Below are 17,686 nucleotides of genomic sequence, written 5' to 3' on the forward strand. Positions count from 1 at the left end.
CGGCCAGTTTCAGGCAGCAGGCCGGATGACGGCCGTGGGGTCAAGGCTCACCGGGCCCGCACCCGCCGGTGGCCGCCGTACAGGCGCCACGCTGGGGCGCGGACGAAGCCGGGTCAGCCGTAGGACGTGGTGTTGCCGGTGATCGTGGCGTCGGCGCCGTCCACGGTGACGAGGTGCCGGACCCCGTCCGGTCCCAGCACCACGGCCTGCCAGGCAAGGCCGCCGCCTTGCTCGGTGGCCGGGCGGATCGACTCCACCTTGCCGCCGGGAACCGCGGACGACGCCTTGACCACCGCATCCGCCGCGTCCAGGGACGGCAACGGCGCCGGAACCCGGACATGCCCGTCGGACCGCTCCCCGCTCCGGCTCCCCATGCCGTCGTGCCTTCCATGACCGGGTTCGGAGGCCACCGCGTGATGGTGGCGCCCCTCCGGCCCATGGTGTGCGGCCACCGCCGCACCACCTCCGACCACTGCCACGACAGCCACGCCCGCCGCGATCGACCGGGCCGATCGCCGGCGAGCCCACCTGTGCGCCGACCCCGTCGTCACACTCGGCTTCTCCTGCGGCTGCGCCCCGCTCACCGGATCCCTCATGACACCCACCCGACTCCCGACCGATCCGAGCCCTGAGCCCGGACGACATGGCCAGCATGACGGCAGCGCGCTGAAGGTCTGCTGAAGACCTGAAGGCGTCTTCAGCTCCCCGGCCGGGCGACCTGCCACCCTTGTGGGTATGCGGGTACTGGTGGTGGAGGACGAGCGCAGACTGGCCCTGGCGCTGCAGCACGGGCTCACGGCGGAGGGCTTCACCGTCGACATCGTCCACGACGGCCTGTCCGGCCTGGCCAGGGCCACCGACCACCCGTACGACGTGATCGTGCTGGACATCATGCTGCCCGGCCTCAACGGCTACCGGGTGTGCTCCAGGTTGCGGGCCGCCGGCTGCGACGCCGGCATCCTCATGCTGACCGCGAAGGACGGGGAGTGGGACGAGGCGGAAGCCCTGGACACCGGCGCCGACGACTTCCTCTCCAAGCCCTTCTCCTTCCTCGTCCTCGTCGCCCGCCTCAAGGCGCTCGCCCGCCGCATCGGCAGCCGCGCCCCGCAGCGCACCGTGCTCGGCGACCTGGTCGTCGACTCCGCCGCCCGCACGTGCAGCCGGGGCGGCACCCCCGTCGCCCTCACCCCCCGCGAGTTCGCCGTGCTCGATCACCTCGCCCGCCGGGCCGGCGAGGCCGTCTCCAAACGAGAGATCCTCGAACAGGTCTGGGAGAGCGGTCCTGACAGCGACCCCAACACCGTCGAGGTTCACATCAGCGCCCTGCGCCGCAAGATCGACACACCGTTCGGACGCGCCGCCGTGCAGACCGTCCGCGGCGCCGGGTACCGGCTGGCGGCCGACGGTGGCTGACCGCAACCGCCCCCGGCTGCTTCCGGCCGTACGAGGCCGGGCCACGGCGTGGGCCCAGCGACTCACCCGCAACCCGCACACCGCCACCCTGGTCCGACGCCTCGCACCGCGCTCCGTCCGTACCCGGACCACCGCCGCGGCCTGTACCGGCGTCGCCATCGTGCTGCTCGTCGCCTGCGGCACCGTCCTGCTCCTGCTGCGCATCAACCTCGAACGCAGCATCGAGACCGGCGTCCGCGAACAGGCTCAGGTCGTCGCCCACCAAGCCGCCGCCGGCCAGCTCAACTCACCCCTGCCGCTCGACCACGGCACCGACTTCATCCAGGTCGTCAACGCAGATGGCACCGTCGCCGCCGCCAGCCAGAACCTGCTAGGGCGGGCCGCCCTCGCTCCCGACGACGACGGAAGCTACACCCTCGGCGACCGCGGTCACGACTCCCACCAGCGCGTCACCACAACCACCATCGACACCCCCACCGGCCCGGTCACCATCCACGTCGGCGCCTCCCTGCACACCGCCGACACCGCCGAGGACCTCACCACCGCCGCCCTGGCAGCGCTCAGCGCCCTCGTCCTGGCCACCGTCGCCGTCCTCACCTGGCGCACCACAAGCCGTGCCCTGCGCCCGGTGGAGACGATCCGCGCAGAGGTGGCCACCATCAGCGACCGCGACCTCACCCGCCGGGTCCCCGACCCCGGCAGCGACGACGAGATCGCCCGACTCGCCCACACCATGAACGCCATGCTGGAGCGCCTCGAAGCCGCCGGCGACCGCCAGCGTCGCTTCATCGCCGACGCCTCCCACGAACTGCGCAGCCCCCTCGCCGTCCTACGGACCCAGCTCGAAGTCGCCCACACCCACCCCGACTCAGCGGTCCGCGAGGCGATGGTCGAAGGGGCCCTCCAGGACACCGAACGCCTCCAGGCACTCGCCGCCGACCTGCTGCTGCTCGCCCGCCTCGACAGCCCCGGCCGGCCCCGGCCCGATGCCGAGATCGACCTCGCCGACCTGGTCCGCGCAACCGTCCACAGCCGCATCGCCCAGCCGCACCCCGTCCACCTGCTGGCGCCGGACAGCGTCACCGTCCACGGCAACGCGCAGTGGCTCGGCCGCCTGCTGACCAACCTGCTGGACAACGCTCAGCGCCACGCCGCCGGCACCATCACCGTCCGACTGGCCACGGACTCCACAGCCGGGAACGTCGTCCTCGACATCACCAACGACGGCACCCCCGTCCCACCCGAGGACCGCGAGACCATCTTCGAACGGTTCACCAGGCTCGACGACGCCCGCAGCCGCGACGACGGCGGCACCGGCCTGGGACTGCCCATCGCCCGCGAGATCGCCGCCCTCCATGGGGGCACCATCACCGTCCACCACACCTCGGACGGAACGACCTTCCGAACCCTGCTGCCGTCGCCGACCCCTCATCAGCACCCTGACCGCCAGAACGCCGGCACCTGCGACCGCCACCAAGCCTGAGACCCGCTGCGGTCCGGGCATCGCCCCAGGAGTGCGAGGTAGCAGGATCCGTGGCCGGTCAGCACGGCAGTGTTCGTCGGGCAACTGTCCGACCGTCAACCGCAGGTCAGCGCACCCGTCCCCGAGGCTTCAACGGCACCGGCGGCAGCGCAGGCGCAGCCAGCCGACCCCCGTCGTACCCGTGCACCTCGCCGAAGCGTGAGCCCTCCATCCACTCCGCCCGCGCCTCGGCGATCTCCTCGCCCGATCGGCCGATGAAGTTCCACCACATCACCAGCCGCTCCTCGAACGGCTCGCCGCCGAGCAGCAGCACCGACCCGTCGGTCCGGGCCAGCAGCGGCAACTCCCGGCGCCCGCAGCCCAGGTAGAGCATCGAGCCCGGCTCGACCCGGACGCCGTCCACCTCGACGCTTCCGCTCATCGCCAGCACGGCGTACTCGAAGCCGGGCTCAAGCGGCAGGCGGTGGGCGGCGCCCTCACGCAGCGTCAGGTCCGCGCCGACCAGCGGCGAGTACGTGGTGCCCGGCGAGGTGGCGCCGTCGAGGGAGCCGAGAATGACGGTGGCGTGCAGGCCGGCCGCGTCGACAACCGGCAGCGCGGCGTGGTGCTCGAAGGCGGGAGCGGTGTGCCGGTGCGCGTCGGGGAGGGCGACCCAGAGCTGGGCGCCGAGCAGCAGCGGGGCGTGGTCGCGCGGCGACTCCTCGGAGTGCGAGATGGCCCGACCTGACGTCATCAGACCGAGCTCGCGCGGCCGGACGGTCTGCAGGCTGCCCAGGCTGTCGCGGTGCAGGACCGAACCCTCGTGCAGCCAGCTCACGGTCTGGAGACCCATGTGCGGGTGCGGCGGCACCTGCATGCCCGGCTCGTCGGCGATGTCGTCGGGACCGTAGTGGTCGACGAAGCACCAGGCACCGACCATCCGCCGCCCCAGGTTGGGCAGCAGCCGGCGGACCACGGTGGATTCGCCGAGCTGCACCGTACGTCCGGTCAGCAGATCCTTGACCGGGCCGGTGTCGGCCTCCCCGCCGCAGGTGGTGGGAGTGGGCTTGAGGTCGAGGTTGCTCATGGCTGACGCGCTCCGTCCGGACGACGACACCGTTGGTGATCCGATCATGCGTCAGTCAGGGCCCGACGCAAAGCAGGGGCGAGGCCCACGGCCCCGCCCCCAGGGAGAACGGACCGTCAGTGCGCGCAGGCCCACGGCGCGCCAACCGTGGCCGCCTCCGCCTGGGCCCGCAGCGAGCGGACCGCCTCCGCCGGGTCGGCCGCGCCGTACACCGCCGAGCCCGCCACGAAGACGTCCGCGCCGGCCTCGGCGCAGCGCTCGATGGTGTCGGCCGAGACGCCGCCGTCCACCTGGAGCCAGAGGTCGAGGCCGTGCTTGGAGATCAGCTCCCGGGTGCGGCGGATCTTGGACAGCATGATGTCCAAGAACGCCTGCCCACCGAAGCCGGGCTCGACCGTCATGATCAGGATCATGTCGAGCTCGGGCAGCAGGTCCTCGTACTGCTCGATCGGGGTGGCCGGGCGCAGCGCCATCGAGGCGCGGGCACCCTTGGCCCGGATCTCCCGGGCGAGCCGGACCGGCGCGGCGGCGGCCTCGGCGTGGAACGTGACCGAACCGGCGCCCGCCTCGACGTACTGCGGTGCCCAGCGGTCCGGCTGCTCGATCATCAGGTGGCAGTCCAGCGGCGTACGAGTGGCCCGCGCCAGCGACTCGACCACCGGGACGCCGAGGGTGAGGTTGGGGACGAAGTGGTTGTCCATCACGTCCACGTGCAGCCAGTCCGCACCCCGGACGGCCTCCGCCTCCTCGGCCAGACGGGCGAAGTCGGCCGACAGGATGCTGGGACTGACCTGGCAGGTGCGACGCTGCGAATCGCTCGGGGCCGGCGGGTTGATCTGCGCCATTTGAGGGAACCTTCACACTCGGTGCGGGCGGCTGGAGCTGCCGCTCGGCTACATCATCTCTCCTGCCCGCGGCGGGAAGTGAGCGGTGAGATCGCTCGTGACCCGCGTCACAACCGACGCGCACCAGGGTCGCGAGCGCTGTTCGCCCCTGACCGGAAAGGTTCCAGATGGCCGAGACGGTGCATCCCGCCCGTGCGTTGTGGTGGCTCTTCGAGCCGGTGCACGCGCTCACCTACTTCGCGCCCGAGGGCCGCGCCGCGTACGAGGCGGCCGGGCTGCGCGGCGGTTGGCGGGGGTACTTCGCCGGGCGGTCGGCCCCGCTCGGGCCGGTGGACGCCGCGCCGGTGATCGCCGCGTTCTTCAACTTCGCGCCGCAGATGGTCGAGCGGGCGCTCCCTGAGGTCTGGTCCCGGGCCACGCCGGAGGCCGCCCTCGAAGCCCGGCTGGCCGGGGCGGTGGCCACCCTGGAACGGGTGCTGGAGAGCGTCAAACCCGATCTGATCGACCGTTCGGTCACGCTGCTGGGGCGCGCCGTGGACGGGCTGGACTGTTGCGGGCGCGTCCTGGCAGCCGCCAACCTCGCGCTGCCCCGCCCCGAGGGTTCGCTCGCCCGGCTCTGGCACGCCACCACCGTGCTGCGCGAACACCGGGGTGACGGCCATGTCGCGGCGCTGGTCGCAGAGGGCCTGGACGGCTGCGAGGCCCTCGTCCTGCGCTGCGCCCTGGACACACGGCGCGAGCAGCTCCAGCCCTTCCGCGGCTGGACGGACGAGGAGTGGGAGGCCGCCGCCGACCGCCTCACCACCCGGGGCTGGCTCGACCGGGACGGTACGGTCTCCGCCGACGGCCGGCACCGCCACCAGGCCCTGGAGGCGGCCACCGACCTGGCCGCCGCCCGCGTCTGGTCCGGCTTCCGCCGTACCGAACTGGACGAGCTGGCCGCCGCGCTGACCCCGATCGCCACCGCCTGCCGGGCCGAACTCCCGCAGCTCAACCCGATCGGCCTGCCGGTCAGCAGCTGATCCCCACCGGCCCCGGAACCGGAGCTCACCCCGACCCGCCGGCCCCGGCCAACGCCCGGACCGTCTCCACCGTGTCCGCCTCCCCGGCCGACTTGTCCTCGCGGTAGCGCAGCACCCGGGCGAACCGCAGCGCCAGCCCGGCCGGGTAGCGCGGGCTGCGCTGGAGACCGTCGAAGGCGATCTCCACCACCAGCTCGGGCCGCACGTACACGGTGTACGCGTCCCGGTGGGTCTCCCTGGCCAGCAGCTGTTCGGTCTGCCAGCCGAGCAGCTGGTCGGTCAGGCCCTTGAAGGTCTTGCCCAGCATCACCCAGGGGTCGAGACACGGCTCCCCCTGGTTCCGGGCGGCCAGGTGCAGGTTGCTCAGGTAGCCCCGGCGGCGGCCGCTGCCCCACTCGGCGGCGGTGACCACCAGGTCCAGGGTGTGCCGGGGTTTGACCTTGATCCAGCCCGCGCCCCGGCGCCCGGCGGCGTACGGGGCGCCCGGTTCCTTCACCACCACCCCTTCGTGGCCTTGGGCGAGGGCGTCCGCGAAGAACCCTTCGGCCTCCGGCAGTCGACCGGTGACCAACCGGGGCACTCGGAGCTCCGCCGGGGTCACCGCCGCCAGCGCGGCCCAGCGCTCGGCGGCCGGACGGTCGATCAGGTCCGTGCCGTCCCGGTGCAGCAGGTCGAAGAAGAACACGCTGAGCGGGGTATCGGCGCGCAGCCGCTCCGGGTCCTGCCGCGAGGCGGTCCGCGCGGCGGTGACCTGGAAGGGGCGCGGCCGCCCGTCCGGGCCGAGCGCGATCGCCTCACCGTCCAGCACCGTCCGCTCGACCGCCAGCGAACGGGCCGCTTCCACTACTTCGGGAACCCGGGCAGTGATCTCGTCCAGGCTGCGGGTGAACACCGAGACCTGCTCGCCGTCCCGGTGCACCTGGACCCTGATGCCGTCGAGCTTCCACTCCAGCGCCGCCGGGCTCACCTTCTCCAGCGCGGCCGCCACCTCCGGCGCCGAGGCCGCCAGCATCGGCCGTACGGGGCGGCCCAGTTGCAGGCCGAAGGCGCGCAGCGCCGGTGCCCCGCCGGTCAGCGCGGCCTCCGCCACCACCCGGGCCGAGCCCCGCAGCATCAGCGCCCGCCGCACCGCCGTCGCCGGTACGCCCGCCGCCCTGGCCACCGCGTCACCCATCAGCGCGTCCAGCGCCCCCTGGCGCAACTCGCCCACCAGGACCGCCCGCAGGAACTCCTGCTCCTCCGCCGTGGCCCGTCCGAACAGCTCGTCCAGCAGCCGCTTCCGCTCGCCCTGGGCGCCCTTGCCGTGCACCTCGCCGAGCCGGGTCAGCAGCTGCTCCGCCTCCCCCACCCCGAGCGTCGCGGTCCCGGCCGGTTCCGGCAGCTCCCGGACGCCGGCCCAGCCGACCCCGGCCCGCCGGCCCTCGCCCGAGAGCAGCGCCACGGCCGCCGGGATCTCGGCCGGGCCGAGCTCGGTGAGACACTCCGCGATCAGCGCGATCTTGGCGTTCCTGGCCGGCTCGGCCGCCACCGCGCGGGAGGTCCCCGCCAGACGTTCCAGCAGCACGGGCCGGCTCCTTCCACGGTGTACGGGGGGCTCCCATCATGCGGCGAGGCGGTGCCCCCGCCGGCTGCGACGCGCGGGGCGGGGGCTGACCTCAGGCCACCGTGAGGGTCCCCTTCATGAACTGGTGCAGGGTGCAGATGAAGGGGTAACTACCGCCCGCTGTAGGCGCGGTGAAGGTCGCGGTCTTGCCCGCGCCGATCGTGCCGCTGTCGAAGCCGCCCTTGCCGGTGGCGGTCAGAGTGTGTGCGGTGGAGTCCTCGTTCGTGACGGTGACCGTCGCGCCGGGGCTCACCGTGAACGTGTCCGGGCCGAAGGTGAACTCCTTGATGGAGACCCGCACTTCGGCCGCCGGCGAGCTGGCGGCGGCGGACGCGGACGCAGACGGGCTCGCGGCGGACGGCGACGCGGACGACGGCGACGGCGACACGGCGGACTGCGATGCGGCCGGCGTCGGCGTGCCGGAGGCCGGGCCGCCTCCGGAGGAGCCGCTGGAGCAGCCGGCGACGGTCAGGGCCAGTAGGAGGGCGCCGAGAGCGGGGAGGAGCCGGGGAGAGTCCACGACGGGTCCTTTCCAGAAGGGGGCGAGGCGCGGCCACGGTGGCGACCACAGGACGCTGACCAGCTTTCGGCCCCACCGCGTCACCCCGGGCAGCCCGGACGCGCCGGGTCACCCGCACGGTCGAGCGGGCTCACCCGTCCGGCCCTGCCGACGGTCCTCCGAGGACGGATCCGACCGGAGGGGTACGGCAGAGCACCCGTGCGGCGCAGTCTCGACGGAGCGTCAAGTCCCATGGCCGAAGCTCCCGTCGACCCATCTCCGGAGCCAGTGCATGACCCCTTCGCGAACCTACTCCCGCGCCGGTGCCGCCCTGGGCGCCGCGCTCTGAGGCTCAGCCCTCGCCACCCGGCCCGCCCAGCACGATCCCCCGGTTCGCGTAGTAGCGCGGCAACGCCGACCACGGCACCGGGGCGAAGCTCTGCGAACCGTCCGGGAAGCCGGAGGGGTTGTGGATCAGCAGCGTGTCGTCGGTCGCGCCGACCGCGAGCACCAGGTGGCCGCCCGGGCGCGGCGGGTCGGGGTCCAGAGTGCGGATCGACGGGTGGACGGAGAGCATCACCAGCCGCCCGTCCACCAGCTCCGCCTGGATCCGCTCGACCGGCAGCGGGGAGACCGCCTCGGCGTGCAGTCCCCAGCGGCGTTCCGCGTAGGCGGCGAACGGTGCGTGGACCAGACCGTCCAGGCGCCCGTCCGGGTGACGGACGTACGCGCCCGCCTCCAGGCACTCCCCGGCGAGCCGGACGGCGGGCGGGCTGACGCCCCACCAGTAGTCCAGCGCCATCCTCAGGCAGGCCACCCCGCACAGGCGCCAGGACCAGTACTCGTACTCCTCCCGGTCCGCCGCGCCGGACTGCGCCCAGAGCGGGTCGTCCACCGCCAGCGCCGTCCCGGCCAGGATCCCGGGCACCAGCTCGGGCGACTCCCACTGCGCGTGGTAGGGGACCTGATGCGTGATCGGCTTCATCCGATCATCCTCACTCATCATCGGCGTCCGCGCCCCGCTGCCGGGCCGGCTCCGCGCGCCCTCGGCCGGTGGAACACCGGTCGTCCTACCGTGGAGCCATGACCGACCGGGCCGCCCCCGTGGGCCGACGTACCGTCCTGGCGCTCGGCGCGGCCGCCGCGCTCGCCCCGTGGCCCGCCACCGCGCGGGCCCGCACGGGCGGCCCGGACTGGACGGGGCTGGCGGCAAGCCTGACCGGCGTGCTGCTCCGGCCGGGCTCGGCCGGCTACGAGCAGACCCGCCTGCCGCGCAACCTGCGGTACGCACCGCAGGCCCGCCCGGAGGCGATCGCCCGCTGCGCCGACAGCGCGGACGTCGCCGAGTGCGTGCGCTTCGCCCGCCGTTCCGGCATCCGTTTCGCGGTCCGCAGCGGCGGCCACTGCTACGCCGGCTGGTCCAGCGACACCCCGCTGGTGGTCGACCTGGCCGACCTGGACTCGGTGCAGGTCGAGGGCGACCAGGCAGAACTGGGGCCGGGCACCCCGCTGATGACCGCCTACGCCGAACTGGCCCGGCACGGCCGCACCGTCCCCGCCGGGACCTGCCCCACCGTCGGCCTGGCCGGACTGGCCCTCGGCGGCGGACACGGCGTCACCAGCCGCGCGTACGGGCTGACCTGCGACAGCCTGACCGGTGCGGAGGTGGTGCTCGCCGACGGGCGGGTGGTGCGCTGCGACGCCGAGCGCGAACCGGAGCTGTTCTGGGCCCTGCGCGGTGCGGGGAACGGCAACTTCGGGGTGGTCACCTCGCTGCGGATGCGGACCCACCCGGCGGTGGACTGCACGGTCTTCCAGTACTCCTGGGACTGGCCCGACGCCGGGGAGGCACTGACCGCGTGGCAGTACTGGGCGTTCGCGGCGCCGGACCGACTCTGGTCGAACTTCCACGTCTGGTGCCGCCCGGACGGCGCCTCGGTGGACGCGGGCGGCGTCCTGCTCGGCGGCTCGGACGAGCTGCGCTCGCTGGTCGCCCCGCTGCTCGCCGCCACCGGCCGGACCACCTCCGAGCAGGTGGTGACCCGCCCGTACCTGGACTCGATGCTCGCCTACGCGGGCTGCCGTGACGTGGCCTCCTGCCTGCGAGAGGGCGACCAGGCCTTCGCGGCGGGCTCGCACTTCTTCGACGCGTTCCTCCCCGGGCGGGCGGTCGACGACCTGTTCGGGTTCGCCCAGCGGCGCGGCCGGGCCGAGGGGGTGGTCTCGTTCACCGCCCTGGGCGGCGCGGTCAACCGGGTGCCGGCCGACGCGACCGCCTTCGTCCACCGGGGATCGGTCCTGCTCGGCCAGTACTTCGCGGGCTGGCCCGCCGACGCCGATCCCGGGCCTCCGGCCGCCTGGGTGGCCGACGCGCACCGCACGATGGCGCCGTACTCCTCCGGGCACGCCTACCAGAACTACCGCGACCCCGACCTGGCCGAGTGGCGCACCGCCTACTACGGCGACAACCTGCCCCGGCTGGAGCGGGTCAAGGCCGCGTACGACCCCGACCGGGTCCTCGACTTCCCGCAGGCGCTCTGACCCACCGGGCGGCCCGGTGGGTCGGAGCAGCGGTCCACCGGGCACGGCCCGGCCAGCGCAACGGCCTACCAGGCGTAGTCCTCCGGCGCGGTCCGGTGGCCGGGGAAGATCTCGTCCAGCCGGTCCAGGGTCTTCTGGTCCAGCGTCACGTCCAGCGCCCGCACAGCCGCGTGCAGCTGGTCCAGGGTGCGCGGGCCGACGATCGGCGCGGTCACGGCAGGGCGGGAGAGCAGCCAGGCGAGCGCGATGTCGCCCGGCTCCTGGCCGAGTTCGGCCGCCAGGTCCTCGTACGCCTGGATCTGCTCGCGCTTGGCGGCCACCGCCTCGGCGGCCCGGCCCTCCAGGCGGCGCAGGCCCTCGCGCTCCTTGCGCAGCACGCCGCCAAGCAGGCCGCCGTGCAGCGGGGACCACGGGATCAGCCCGAGGCCGTAGTGCTGGGCGGCCGGGGCCACCTCCAGCTCGACGGTGCGCTCCAGCAGGTTGTAGATCGACTGCTCGCTGACCAGGCCGAGGAAGTTCCGGGCCCGGGCGCTCTCCTGGGCCTGCGCCAGGTGCCAGCCCGCGAAGTTGGAGGAGCCGACGTAGATGATCTTGCCCTGGGCGACCAGCACCTCCATTGCCTGCCAGATCTCCTCCCACGGCGTCGCCCGGTCGACGTGGTGCATCTGGTACAGGTCGATGTGGTCGGTGTTCAGCCGCCGCAGGCTGGCGTCCACGGCCCGGCGGATGTTGAGCGCGGAGAGCCTGCCCTCGTTGGGCCACTCCCCCATGTCGCCGTACAGCTTGGTGGCCAGTACGGTCTTCTCCCGGCGGCCGCCGCCCTGGGCGAACCAGCTGCCGAGGATCTCCTCGGTGCGGCCCTTGTTCTCGCCCCAGCCGTAGACGTTGGCGGTGTCGAAGAAGTTGATGCCCGCCGCGTGGGCGGCGTCCATGATCACGTGGGCGTCCGGCTCCGTGGTGTGCGGGCCGAAGTTCATGGTGCCGAGGCAGAGGCGGGACACGGACAGGCCGGTGCGGCCGAGGTGGGTGAACTCCATACGGATCACCCTCACCCGGCCGCCACCGCTCTGTCCAGCGTTTCCGGACGGAACGTCAGGTCGCTCAGGCCGTACGGCGGAACAGCGCCAGGTACATCGCGTCGGTGCCGTGCAGGTGCGGCCAGAGCTGGACGTCCGGGCCCTCGCCGAGACCGGGGAGACCGGGCAGCAGCGGGCGGGCGTCGATCCACTCCAGGCCGGGGGTGTCCCGCAGTACGTCGTCCACCACCGCGCGGGTCTCGGCCAGGTGCGGCGAGCAGGTCGCGTAGCCGACCACGCCGCCGATCCGGGTGGCCCGGATCGCGCCGCGCAACAGGTCGCGCTGGAGCGGACCGAAACCGGCCAGGTCATCGGGGCGGCGGCGCCAACGTGCCTCCGGACGGCGGCGCAGCGCGCCGAGGCCGGAACAGGGCACGTCCACCAGGGTCCGGTCGAAGGTGCCCTCGGCCCAGGCGGGCTTGGTGCCGTCGGCGGCGATCACCGTGTACGGACCGGGGTTGCCGTCCAGGGCGCGGGCCACCAGGCGCGCCCGGTGCGGCTGCTTCTCCGAGGCGACCAGGGCCGCGCCGCGCTCGGCGGCCAGCGCGGCGAGCAGCGCGGCCTTGCCGCCGGGGCCCGCGCAGCCGTCCAGCCAGAGCCGGTCCCGGCCCTCGACCGGCGCGGCGGCCAGCGCGAGCGCGACCAGCTGGCTGCCCTCGTCCTGCACGCCGGCCCGGTTCTCCTTGACCGCCTCGATCCCGCCGGGCTCGCCGCCCTCGGCCAGCCGGACGGCGTACGGGGACCACCGACCCGGCTCCGACTCCGGCCTGGCGTCCAGGAGTTCGGCCGCCGTCGAGCGGCCGGGGCGGGCCACCAGGGTGACCTCGGGGCGCTCGTTGTCGGCCCGCAGCAGCTCCTCAAGCGCGGCCCGCCCGGAGGCGTCCGGCTGCCAGCGCCCGAGCGAGTCCCAGAGCGCGGAGACCACCCAGCGGGGGTGCGAGTGCACCACGGCGAGGTGGTCCTCGGCGTCCTGCTCGTACGGCGGGGCGACCTGGGCCAGCCAGGTGTCCAGGTCCTGCGCGCTGATCTTGCGCAGCACCGCGTTGACGAACTTCGCCCGGCCGTCGCCGAGCACCACCCGGGCCAGCTCGACCGTAGCGGAGACCGCCGCATGGGTCGGGATCCGGGTGGTCAGCAGCTGGTGCGCGCCGAGGGCCAGCACGTCCAGCACCGGCGGGTCCACCTCGCGCAGCGGCCGGTCGACGCAGGCGGCGATGATCGCGTCGTAGCTGCCCTGGAGCCGCAGCGTGCCGTACACCAGCTCGGTGGCCAGCGCCGCGTCCCGGCGGTCCATCCCCTTCTGCTCCGCCTCCCGCAGCAGCGAGGGAAGGATCAGGTTGGCGTACGCGTCGCGCTCGTCGACGGCCCGCAGCGCGCGGAACGCGACGATCCGGGCCGGGTCCTTCTTCGGGCGGCGGTGCGGACGGGCGGGGCGCTTGCCGTTCGGGGTGGTGCCGGGGGTGCTCATGCGGTGCCTCTGGTGCCTCGTAAGGTGCTGCGGATGCAAAGGGTCAGTCTAGTGCCGCGCCCGGCACCGGAACGGCGGGGCCGGGGTCACTGCCCGAGCAGCTCACCGGGCTCGATCCGGACGCCCCTGGCCCAGTCCGCCGCCCGCATCGGCTTCTTGCCCTGCGGCTGCACCTCGCCGAGCTCGATCTCGTGGCTGCCGGTGCCGACCCGGACGCTGTTCTTGCCGACCACGGCCAGCTCGCCCGGCGCCAGCTCGGCGCTGTCGGTCAGCAGCTTCACCGCGCCCGACAGCTTGAGCCGCTCGCCCCGGAAGGTGGTCCAGGCACCCGGCGCGGGCGCGCAGCCGCGCACCAACCGGTCGATCCTGAGCGCCGGGTGGGCCCACTCGACCCGGGCGTCCTCGACGTTGATCTTCGGCGCCAGCGTGATGCCCTCGGTGGGCTGCGGGACGGCCTGCAGCACCCCGTCCTCGATCCCGTCCATGGTCGCCACCAGCAGCCGCGAACCGGCCTGCGCCAGCCGCCCGAGCAGCTCGCCGCTGGTGTCGGTCGGGCGGATCTCCTCGGTCAGGATGCCGAACACCGGACCGGAGTCCAGCCCCTGTTCGATCCGGAACGTCGAGGCGCCCGTCACCTCGTCACCGGCCAGCACCGCGTGCTGCACCGGCGCGGCCCCGCGCCAGGCGGGCAGCAGCGAGAAGTGCAGGTTCACCCAGCCGTGCTTCGGGATCTCCAGCGCACCCGGGCGGATCAGCGCGCCGTACGCCACCACCGGGCAACAGTCCGGGGCCAGCTCGGTCAGCCGGGCCATGAACTCGGCGTCGCTCGGCTTCGCCGGCTTGAGGACCTCGATCCCGGCCGCCTCGGCGCGCTGCGCGACCGGGCTGGCCACCATCTTCCGGCCCCGGCCGGAGACCGCGTCGGGGCGGGTGACCACCGCCACCACCTCGTGCCGGTCCGAGGCGAGCAGGGCATCGAGGGCGGGTACGGCGACCTCGGGGGTGCCGGCGAAGACGAGACGCATGGGGGCGGGGGCCTTTCGGAGGATCTGAACGGGTGTCAGGGAGGGGTCAGCGCGCCGAGCCGAAGGTGGAGTGCGGCGACAGCCGCACCACCGGCGGCTCGCCCCACTCCGCCTCCCGGATCGCCTTCAACGCCGCCTTCCGCTGCTCGCGGTCCAGCCGGTCGATGAAGATGATGCCGTCCAGGTGGTCGGTCTCGTGCTGGATGCAGCGGGCCAGCAGCTGGGTGCCCTCGACGGTCACCGGCTCCCCGTGCATGTTGAACCCCTTGGCCACCACGCCGAACGCCCGCTTGGTGTCGTACCGCAGGCCGGGCAGTGAGAGGCAGCCCTCGGGGCCGTCCTGCTCCTCCTCGCTCAGCGAGAGGTCCGGGTTGATCAGATGACCGACCACCCCGTCCACGTGATACGTGAACACCCGGAGCGAGACGCCGAGTTGAGGCGCTGCCAGGCCCGCGCCGGGCGCGTCCAGCATGGTCTCGGTGAGGTCCTTCACCAGGCGCCGCAGCTCCTTGTCGAAGGTGGTCACCGGCCGGGCGGTGGCCCGTAGCACCGGGTCACCGAACATCCGGATCGGCTGGATCGCCATACCGAGGGTCTCCTGAAGGTCGATCGACAACGGCCAACCGCCAGTCTATGCAATGCCACCTGCCGGTTCGGCCGGGCTTCTGGCATATCCCGTCTGCCCCTTGCGCGTGACCAGGCGCTCACTCGGGCGTTGGTCAAGTGGGATTGACCGGGCCGCACGAAGGCCCGGGCCGGAAACACGTAGGGAAAGGTGGCACCAGAGGCCATGGCCGAGCAGATCAACCACGACGCCCGGGCGCGGGCCAGCCTGCACCTGCTGGTGCGGGACATCGAACGGGTACGGCGCCAGGTCGACGCCCTCCGCACCCTCACCGCCCAACTGGGCAACGTCTACCGCCCACGACGGCCCAGCACCTCGGCCGGCTTCGTGGTCTACGGCCGGGCCCCCGCCCCCACCGTCCGGCTCGCCCAGGAACTCCGGGAGAGCGTCGAGACCCTGGTCGCCGCAGCCGTCGAGTTCGACCGCGCCCTCGGCTTCTCCTGGGACTCCGTCGGCTCCGCCCTCGGCGTCACCAAGCAAGCCGTCCACCGCCGGTACGGCATGCGGCGCCCCACCGCCGAACACCTCACCCCGACCCTCCCCGCCCAACCCCGCCCCGAAGCCGAGGACGAACTCCCACCCCTCACCCGCGCCATCCCCCCCGCCCGCCAACCCGAACGCCCCACCCTCCCGCTCCGAGGCTGAGACACCCGCCCCGAAAGGCCGGGTCTCCACGCCCAACCGCCCACGCCCCAAGGCTCGGGAACGGCCCCCGCCGCCTACGACCCAGGGGCTCGGGGAACTGCGAAGCCGGCCTCAGGGGCGTGATCGCTGCGCGAATGGTCAGGCACTTTCGCCTGAGCGTCAGCCACACCCGGCGCGTGACCACGCAGCTTCCCCGAGCCCCCAGCAGGTGCCACCAGCCCGCATACCGCGTCAGCCGATGTCCGGCGGGTCGATCCGGATCCGGACCTGGTCCGGCGACCGCAGCGCGACCCGGGCGATCTGAGCCGCCTTCAGCGCTGCCGCCAGGGCGGCTCCCTGACCGGGTGCCACCCGGATCAGCGCCCGCTCCCACTCCTGCCCGCGCCCGCCGGGCGCGGGCACGGGACCGAGCACGTCCGCCCCCTCCGGCAGCCGGATCAGCGAGAGCAGGTCCTGCACCGCCTGCGGAGCCCCCGTCACCGAGGCCATCCGCGACACGGGCGGGAAGTGCAGCTGCGCCCGCTCCTCCAACTCGACCGCCGCATGCCCGGCCGGATCCCACCGCACCAGCGCCTGTACGGGCCGGGCGGTGGGCTCCGCGACCACCACCACCGTCCCGCCCTCCCCCGCAGGACGGACCAGACCCGCCGCCGTCATCCACAGCCGCAGCGCCTCCTCGCCGGCCCGCAGATCGGGCCGGCCAAGCAGCGCCCAGCCGTCCAGCAGCAGCGCGGCCGCGTACCCGCCTTCGGCCACCGGCTCGGCGCCGGGCGTGGAGATCACCAACGCGGGCTCCCCCGACACCACCGACAGCACCGAGTCCCGCCCGGAGGTCCGGACCGGCACCCGGGGGAAGGCCTTGCCCAGCTCCTCCGCCGTCCGCTTCGCGCCCACCACCTGCGCCCGCAGCCGGAACGACCCGCACTCGGCGCAGTGCCACTCCGGCTCGGCCGTCCCGCACCAGCCGCACTCCAGCACCGCCCCCGCCGAACCGGCCGCCAACGGGCCCTCGCAGTGTCGGCACCGCGCGGGCGTCCGGCACTGCGCGCAGGCCAGCCGGGGCGCGTACCCGCGCCGGGGCACCTGGATCAGCACCGGCCCCCGGGTCAGCGCGTCGCGCGCCGCCTCCCAGGCCGGGCGGGGCAGCCGGGCGTACTGGGCCGCCGCGTCCCGGCCCTGGTCCAGATCGGTCACCGTCCGCACCCTGGGCGCGACGGCCCGGACCGTCTCCCGGGCGGCGGCCAGCGGCCTGGCCCAGCCGGTCCGCAGCAGCTGCGCGCCCTCGACCGTCACGGTCAGACCGCCGAGCAGGACGCCCGCGCCCTCCTCCGCCGCCCGCAGCAGCGCCACCTCCCTGGCGTGCGGGTGCGGTGCGCGCTGGTCACCGTGGCTTCCGTCCCCGTCGTTCCAGACCACCACCAGGCCCAGGTCGCGGACCGGCGCGAACATCGCGGCCCGCGTCCCGATCGCGGCCCGGACCGAGCCCCGGCTGACCGCCAGCCAGCGGCGGTAGCGCTCCTTCGGCCCGAGGTCGGCCGCCAGCGCGACGTGCCTGCCCTCCCCCAGCAGCTCGGACAGCGCCGAGTCGACCCGGGCCACCGACCGCCCCTCGGGCAGCACCACCAGCGCGCCCCGGCCGCCGGCCAGGGTGGCGGCCACCGCGCGGGCGATCTCCTCGGGCCAGGTCGGCCCGGGCAGCGCCGTCCAGACCGCCCGGGGCGCGCGGCCGTCCGCAAGCGCCGTCAAGTACTCCGCTCCGTCGACGTACCGGTCCCAGCTGCCCGGCGCCGGAGCGGGGGGCGGCGGCAACGGCTCCGGCGAGGGCTCGGCCTCCGCCTTGGCGTGCCGGGGCGGCACCGCCAGCTGCAGCACGTCCGCCAGCGATCCGGCGTAGCGGTCGGCGACCGTCCGGCAGAGCGCCAGCAGAGCCGGCGTCAGCACCCGCTCGGGGGAGAGCACCTGGGCCAGCGGCGCCAGGGCGCCGGGGAAGTCCGAGGCGGCCAGCCGGGCGACCACGAAGCCGTCGTACAGCTCCCCGCCCTCGCGCCGCCCGCCGGTCCCGACCCGGGCGCCGAACCGGACCCGGACCCGGACCCCCGGCTGGGCGTCCTCGGCGAGGTTGGCGGGCACCGCGTAGTCGAAGAACTTGTCCAGGCTGAGCAGCCCCTTGTCGACCACCACCCGGGCCACCGGCAGCTCGTCGGCCAGCAGCGCACCGCGCCACGTCCGGGGCTTGGCCCGGCGGACCGTCTCCCGGATGAGGGCGAGCTGCTCACCGGCCTCGTCTGTGCTGCTCATCGCTCCAACATCTACCAGACGGGTCCGACAGGAACGCCGAAGGCGGCGGCCACCCCGTGGAAGGGATGACCGCCGCC

General features: G+C 74.3%; 16 protein-coding genes. 5 read left to right on the forward strand and 11 right to left on the reverse strand.

Annotation, left to right across the window (positions count from 1 at the left end; genetic code table 11):
- Nucleotides 1-113: 113 nt before the first annotated feature.
- Nucleotides 114-410 carry a hypothetical protein gene (locus tag ACKUU6_RS03970; protein WP_407987028.1) on the reverse strand — a complete coding sequence of 99 codons (297 nt, stop codon included), beginning with the start codon at nt 408-410 and terminating at the stop codon, nt 114-116.
- Nucleotides 411-735: 325 nt separating this feature from the next.
- Here ACKUU6_RS03970 and ACKUU6_RS03975 point away from each other — a divergent pair, with 325 nt between their 5' ends.
- Together ACKUU6_RS03975 and ACKUU6_RS03980 are read left to right on the forward strand one after the other, a co-directional pair.
- Nucleotides 736-1,413 carry a response regulator transcription factor gene (locus ACKUU6_RS03975; RefSeq protein WP_407987029.1) on the forward strand — a complete coding sequence of 226 codons (678 nt, stop codon included), beginning with the start codon at nt 736-738 and terminating at the stop codon, nt 1,411-1,413.
- Nucleotides 1,406-2,896 carry a sensor histidine kinase gene (locus tag ACKUU6_RS03980; RefSeq protein WP_407987030.1) on the forward strand — a complete coding sequence of 497 codons (1,491 nt, stop codon included), beginning with the start codon at nt 1,406-1,408 and terminating at the stop codon, nt 2,894-2,896. Before ACKUU6_RS03975 ends, ACKUU6_RS03980 begins: the two co-directional genes overlap by 8 nt.
- Nucleotides 2,897-3,002: 106 nt before the next feature.
- Here ACKUU6_RS03980 and ACKUU6_RS03985 read toward each other — a convergent pair whose 3' ends face one another.
- Together ACKUU6_RS03985 and rpe are read right to left on the reverse strand one after the other, a co-directional pair.
- A complete protein-coding gene (locus tag ACKUU6_RS03985; RefSeq protein WP_407987031.1) occupies nt 3,003-3,962 on the reverse strand; it encodes a pirin family protein in 960 nt (319 codons plus the stop codon).
- Between the two features lie 116 nt (nt 3,963-4,078).
- Entirely contained in the window at nt 4,079-4,807 is a 729-nt protein-coding gene (gene rpe / locus ACKUU6_RS03990; protein WP_407987032.1) for a ribulose-phosphate 3-epimerase, read from the reverse strand.
- Between the two features lie 167 nt (nt 4,808-4,974).
- Between rpe and ACKUU6_RS03995 the strand changes: the two genes are divergently transcribed.
- Nucleotides 4,975-5,829: an SCO6745 family protein gene (locus tag ACKUU6_RS03995; protein WP_407987033.1), complete on the forward strand. Its 855-nt coding sequence runs from the start codon at nt 4,975-4,977 to the stop codon at nt 5,827-5,829.
- Nucleotides 5,830-5,854: 25 nt separating this feature from the next.
- On the opposite strand, the gene ACKUU6_RS04000 is transcribed toward ACKUU6_RS03995, so the two are convergent.
- The 3 genes from ACKUU6_RS04000 to ACKUU6_RS04010 form a co-directional block, all read right to left on the reverse strand.
- The gene (locus ACKUU6_RS04000; protein ID WP_407987034.1) at nt 5,855-7,393 is read right to left on the reverse strand and encodes an ATP-dependent DNA ligase; all 1,539 of its coding nucleotides are present in this window, start codon (nt 7,391-7,393) and stop codon (nt 5,855-5,857) included.
- A gap of 91 nt (nt 7,394-7,484) precedes the next feature.
- Nucleotides 7,485-7,952: a cupredoxin domain-containing protein gene (locus ACKUU6_RS04005; protein WP_407987035.1), complete on the reverse strand. Its 468-nt coding sequence runs from the start codon at nt 7,950-7,952 to the stop codon at nt 7,485-7,487.
- Nucleotides 7,953-8,283: 331 nt separating this feature from the next.
- Nucleotides 8,284-8,916, reverse strand: a complete 633-nt coding sequence (locus ACKUU6_RS04010) for a C39 family peptidase (RefSeq protein ID WP_407987036.1) — start codon at nt 8,914-8,916, stop codon at nt 8,284-8,286.
- Between the two features lie 98 nt (nt 8,917-9,014).
- Here ACKUU6_RS04010 and ACKUU6_RS04015 point away from each other — a divergent pair, with 98 nt between their 5' ends.
- Complete coding sequence (locus tag ACKUU6_RS04015) at nt 9,015-10,472, forward strand: FAD-binding oxidoreductase (protein ID WP_407987037.1); 1,458 nt, start codon at nt 9,015-9,017, stop codon at nt 10,470-10,472.
- A 65-nt stretch (nt 10,473-10,537) separates the two neighbouring features.
- Here ACKUU6_RS04015 and ACKUU6_RS04020 read toward each other — a convergent pair whose 3' ends face one another.
- The 4 genes from ACKUU6_RS04020 to def all read right to left on the reverse strand — a co-directional run bounded on the left by ACKUU6_RS04020 (nt 10,538) and on the right by def (nt 14,627).
- On the reverse strand, nt 10,538-11,509 hold the full coding sequence (locus ACKUU6_RS04020; RefSeq protein ID WP_407987038.1) for an aldo/keto reductase: 972 nt from the start codon (nt 11,507-11,509) through the stop codon (nt 10,538-10,540).
- A 64-nt stretch (nt 11,510-11,573) separates the two neighbouring features.
- Nucleotides 11,574-13,016: an RsmB/NOP family class I SAM-dependent RNA methyltransferase gene (locus ACKUU6_RS04025; RefSeq protein ID WP_407987039.1), complete on the reverse strand. Its 1,443-nt coding sequence runs from the start codon at nt 13,014-13,016 to the stop codon at nt 11,574-11,576.
- Nucleotides 13,017-13,102: 86 nt separating this feature from the next.
- Nucleotides 13,103-14,041 (reverse strand): methionyl-tRNA formyltransferase, encoded by a 939-nt coding sequence (gene fmt, locus ACKUU6_RS04030; protein WP_407987040.1) that lies wholly within the window; start codon nt 14,039-14,041, stop codon nt 13,103-13,105.
- 46 nt (nt 14,042-14,087) lie between these two features.
- The gene (gene def, locus ACKUU6_RS04035) at nt 14,088-14,627 is read right to left on the reverse strand and encodes a peptide deformylase (protein WP_407992032.1); all 540 of its coding nucleotides are present in this window, start codon (nt 14,625-14,627) and stop codon (nt 14,088-14,090) included.
- A gap of 204 nt (nt 14,628-14,831) precedes the next feature.
- Here def and ACKUU6_RS04040 point away from each other — a divergent pair, with 204 nt between their 5' ends.
- Nucleotides 14,832-15,311 carry a hypothetical protein gene (locus ACKUU6_RS04040; protein WP_407987041.1) on the forward strand — a complete coding sequence of 160 codons (480 nt, stop codon included), beginning with the start codon at nt 14,832-14,834 and terminating at the stop codon, nt 15,309-15,311.
- 231 nt (nt 15,312-15,542) lie between these two features.
- On the opposite strand, the gene ACKUU6_RS04045 is transcribed toward ACKUU6_RS04040, so the two are convergent.
- The gene (locus ACKUU6_RS04045) at nt 15,543-17,609 is read right to left on the reverse strand and encodes a primosomal protein N' (protein WP_407987042.1); all 2,067 of its coding nucleotides are present in this window, start codon (nt 17,607-17,609) and stop codon (nt 15,543-15,545) included.
- Nucleotides 17,610-17,686: the final 77 nt, after the last annotated feature.

It is taken from the genome of Kitasatospora sp. CMC57 (genome assembly GCF_045866025.2).
Classification (GTDB): domain Bacteria; phylum Actinomycetota; class Actinomycetes; order Streptomycetales; family Streptomycetaceae; genus Kitasatospora.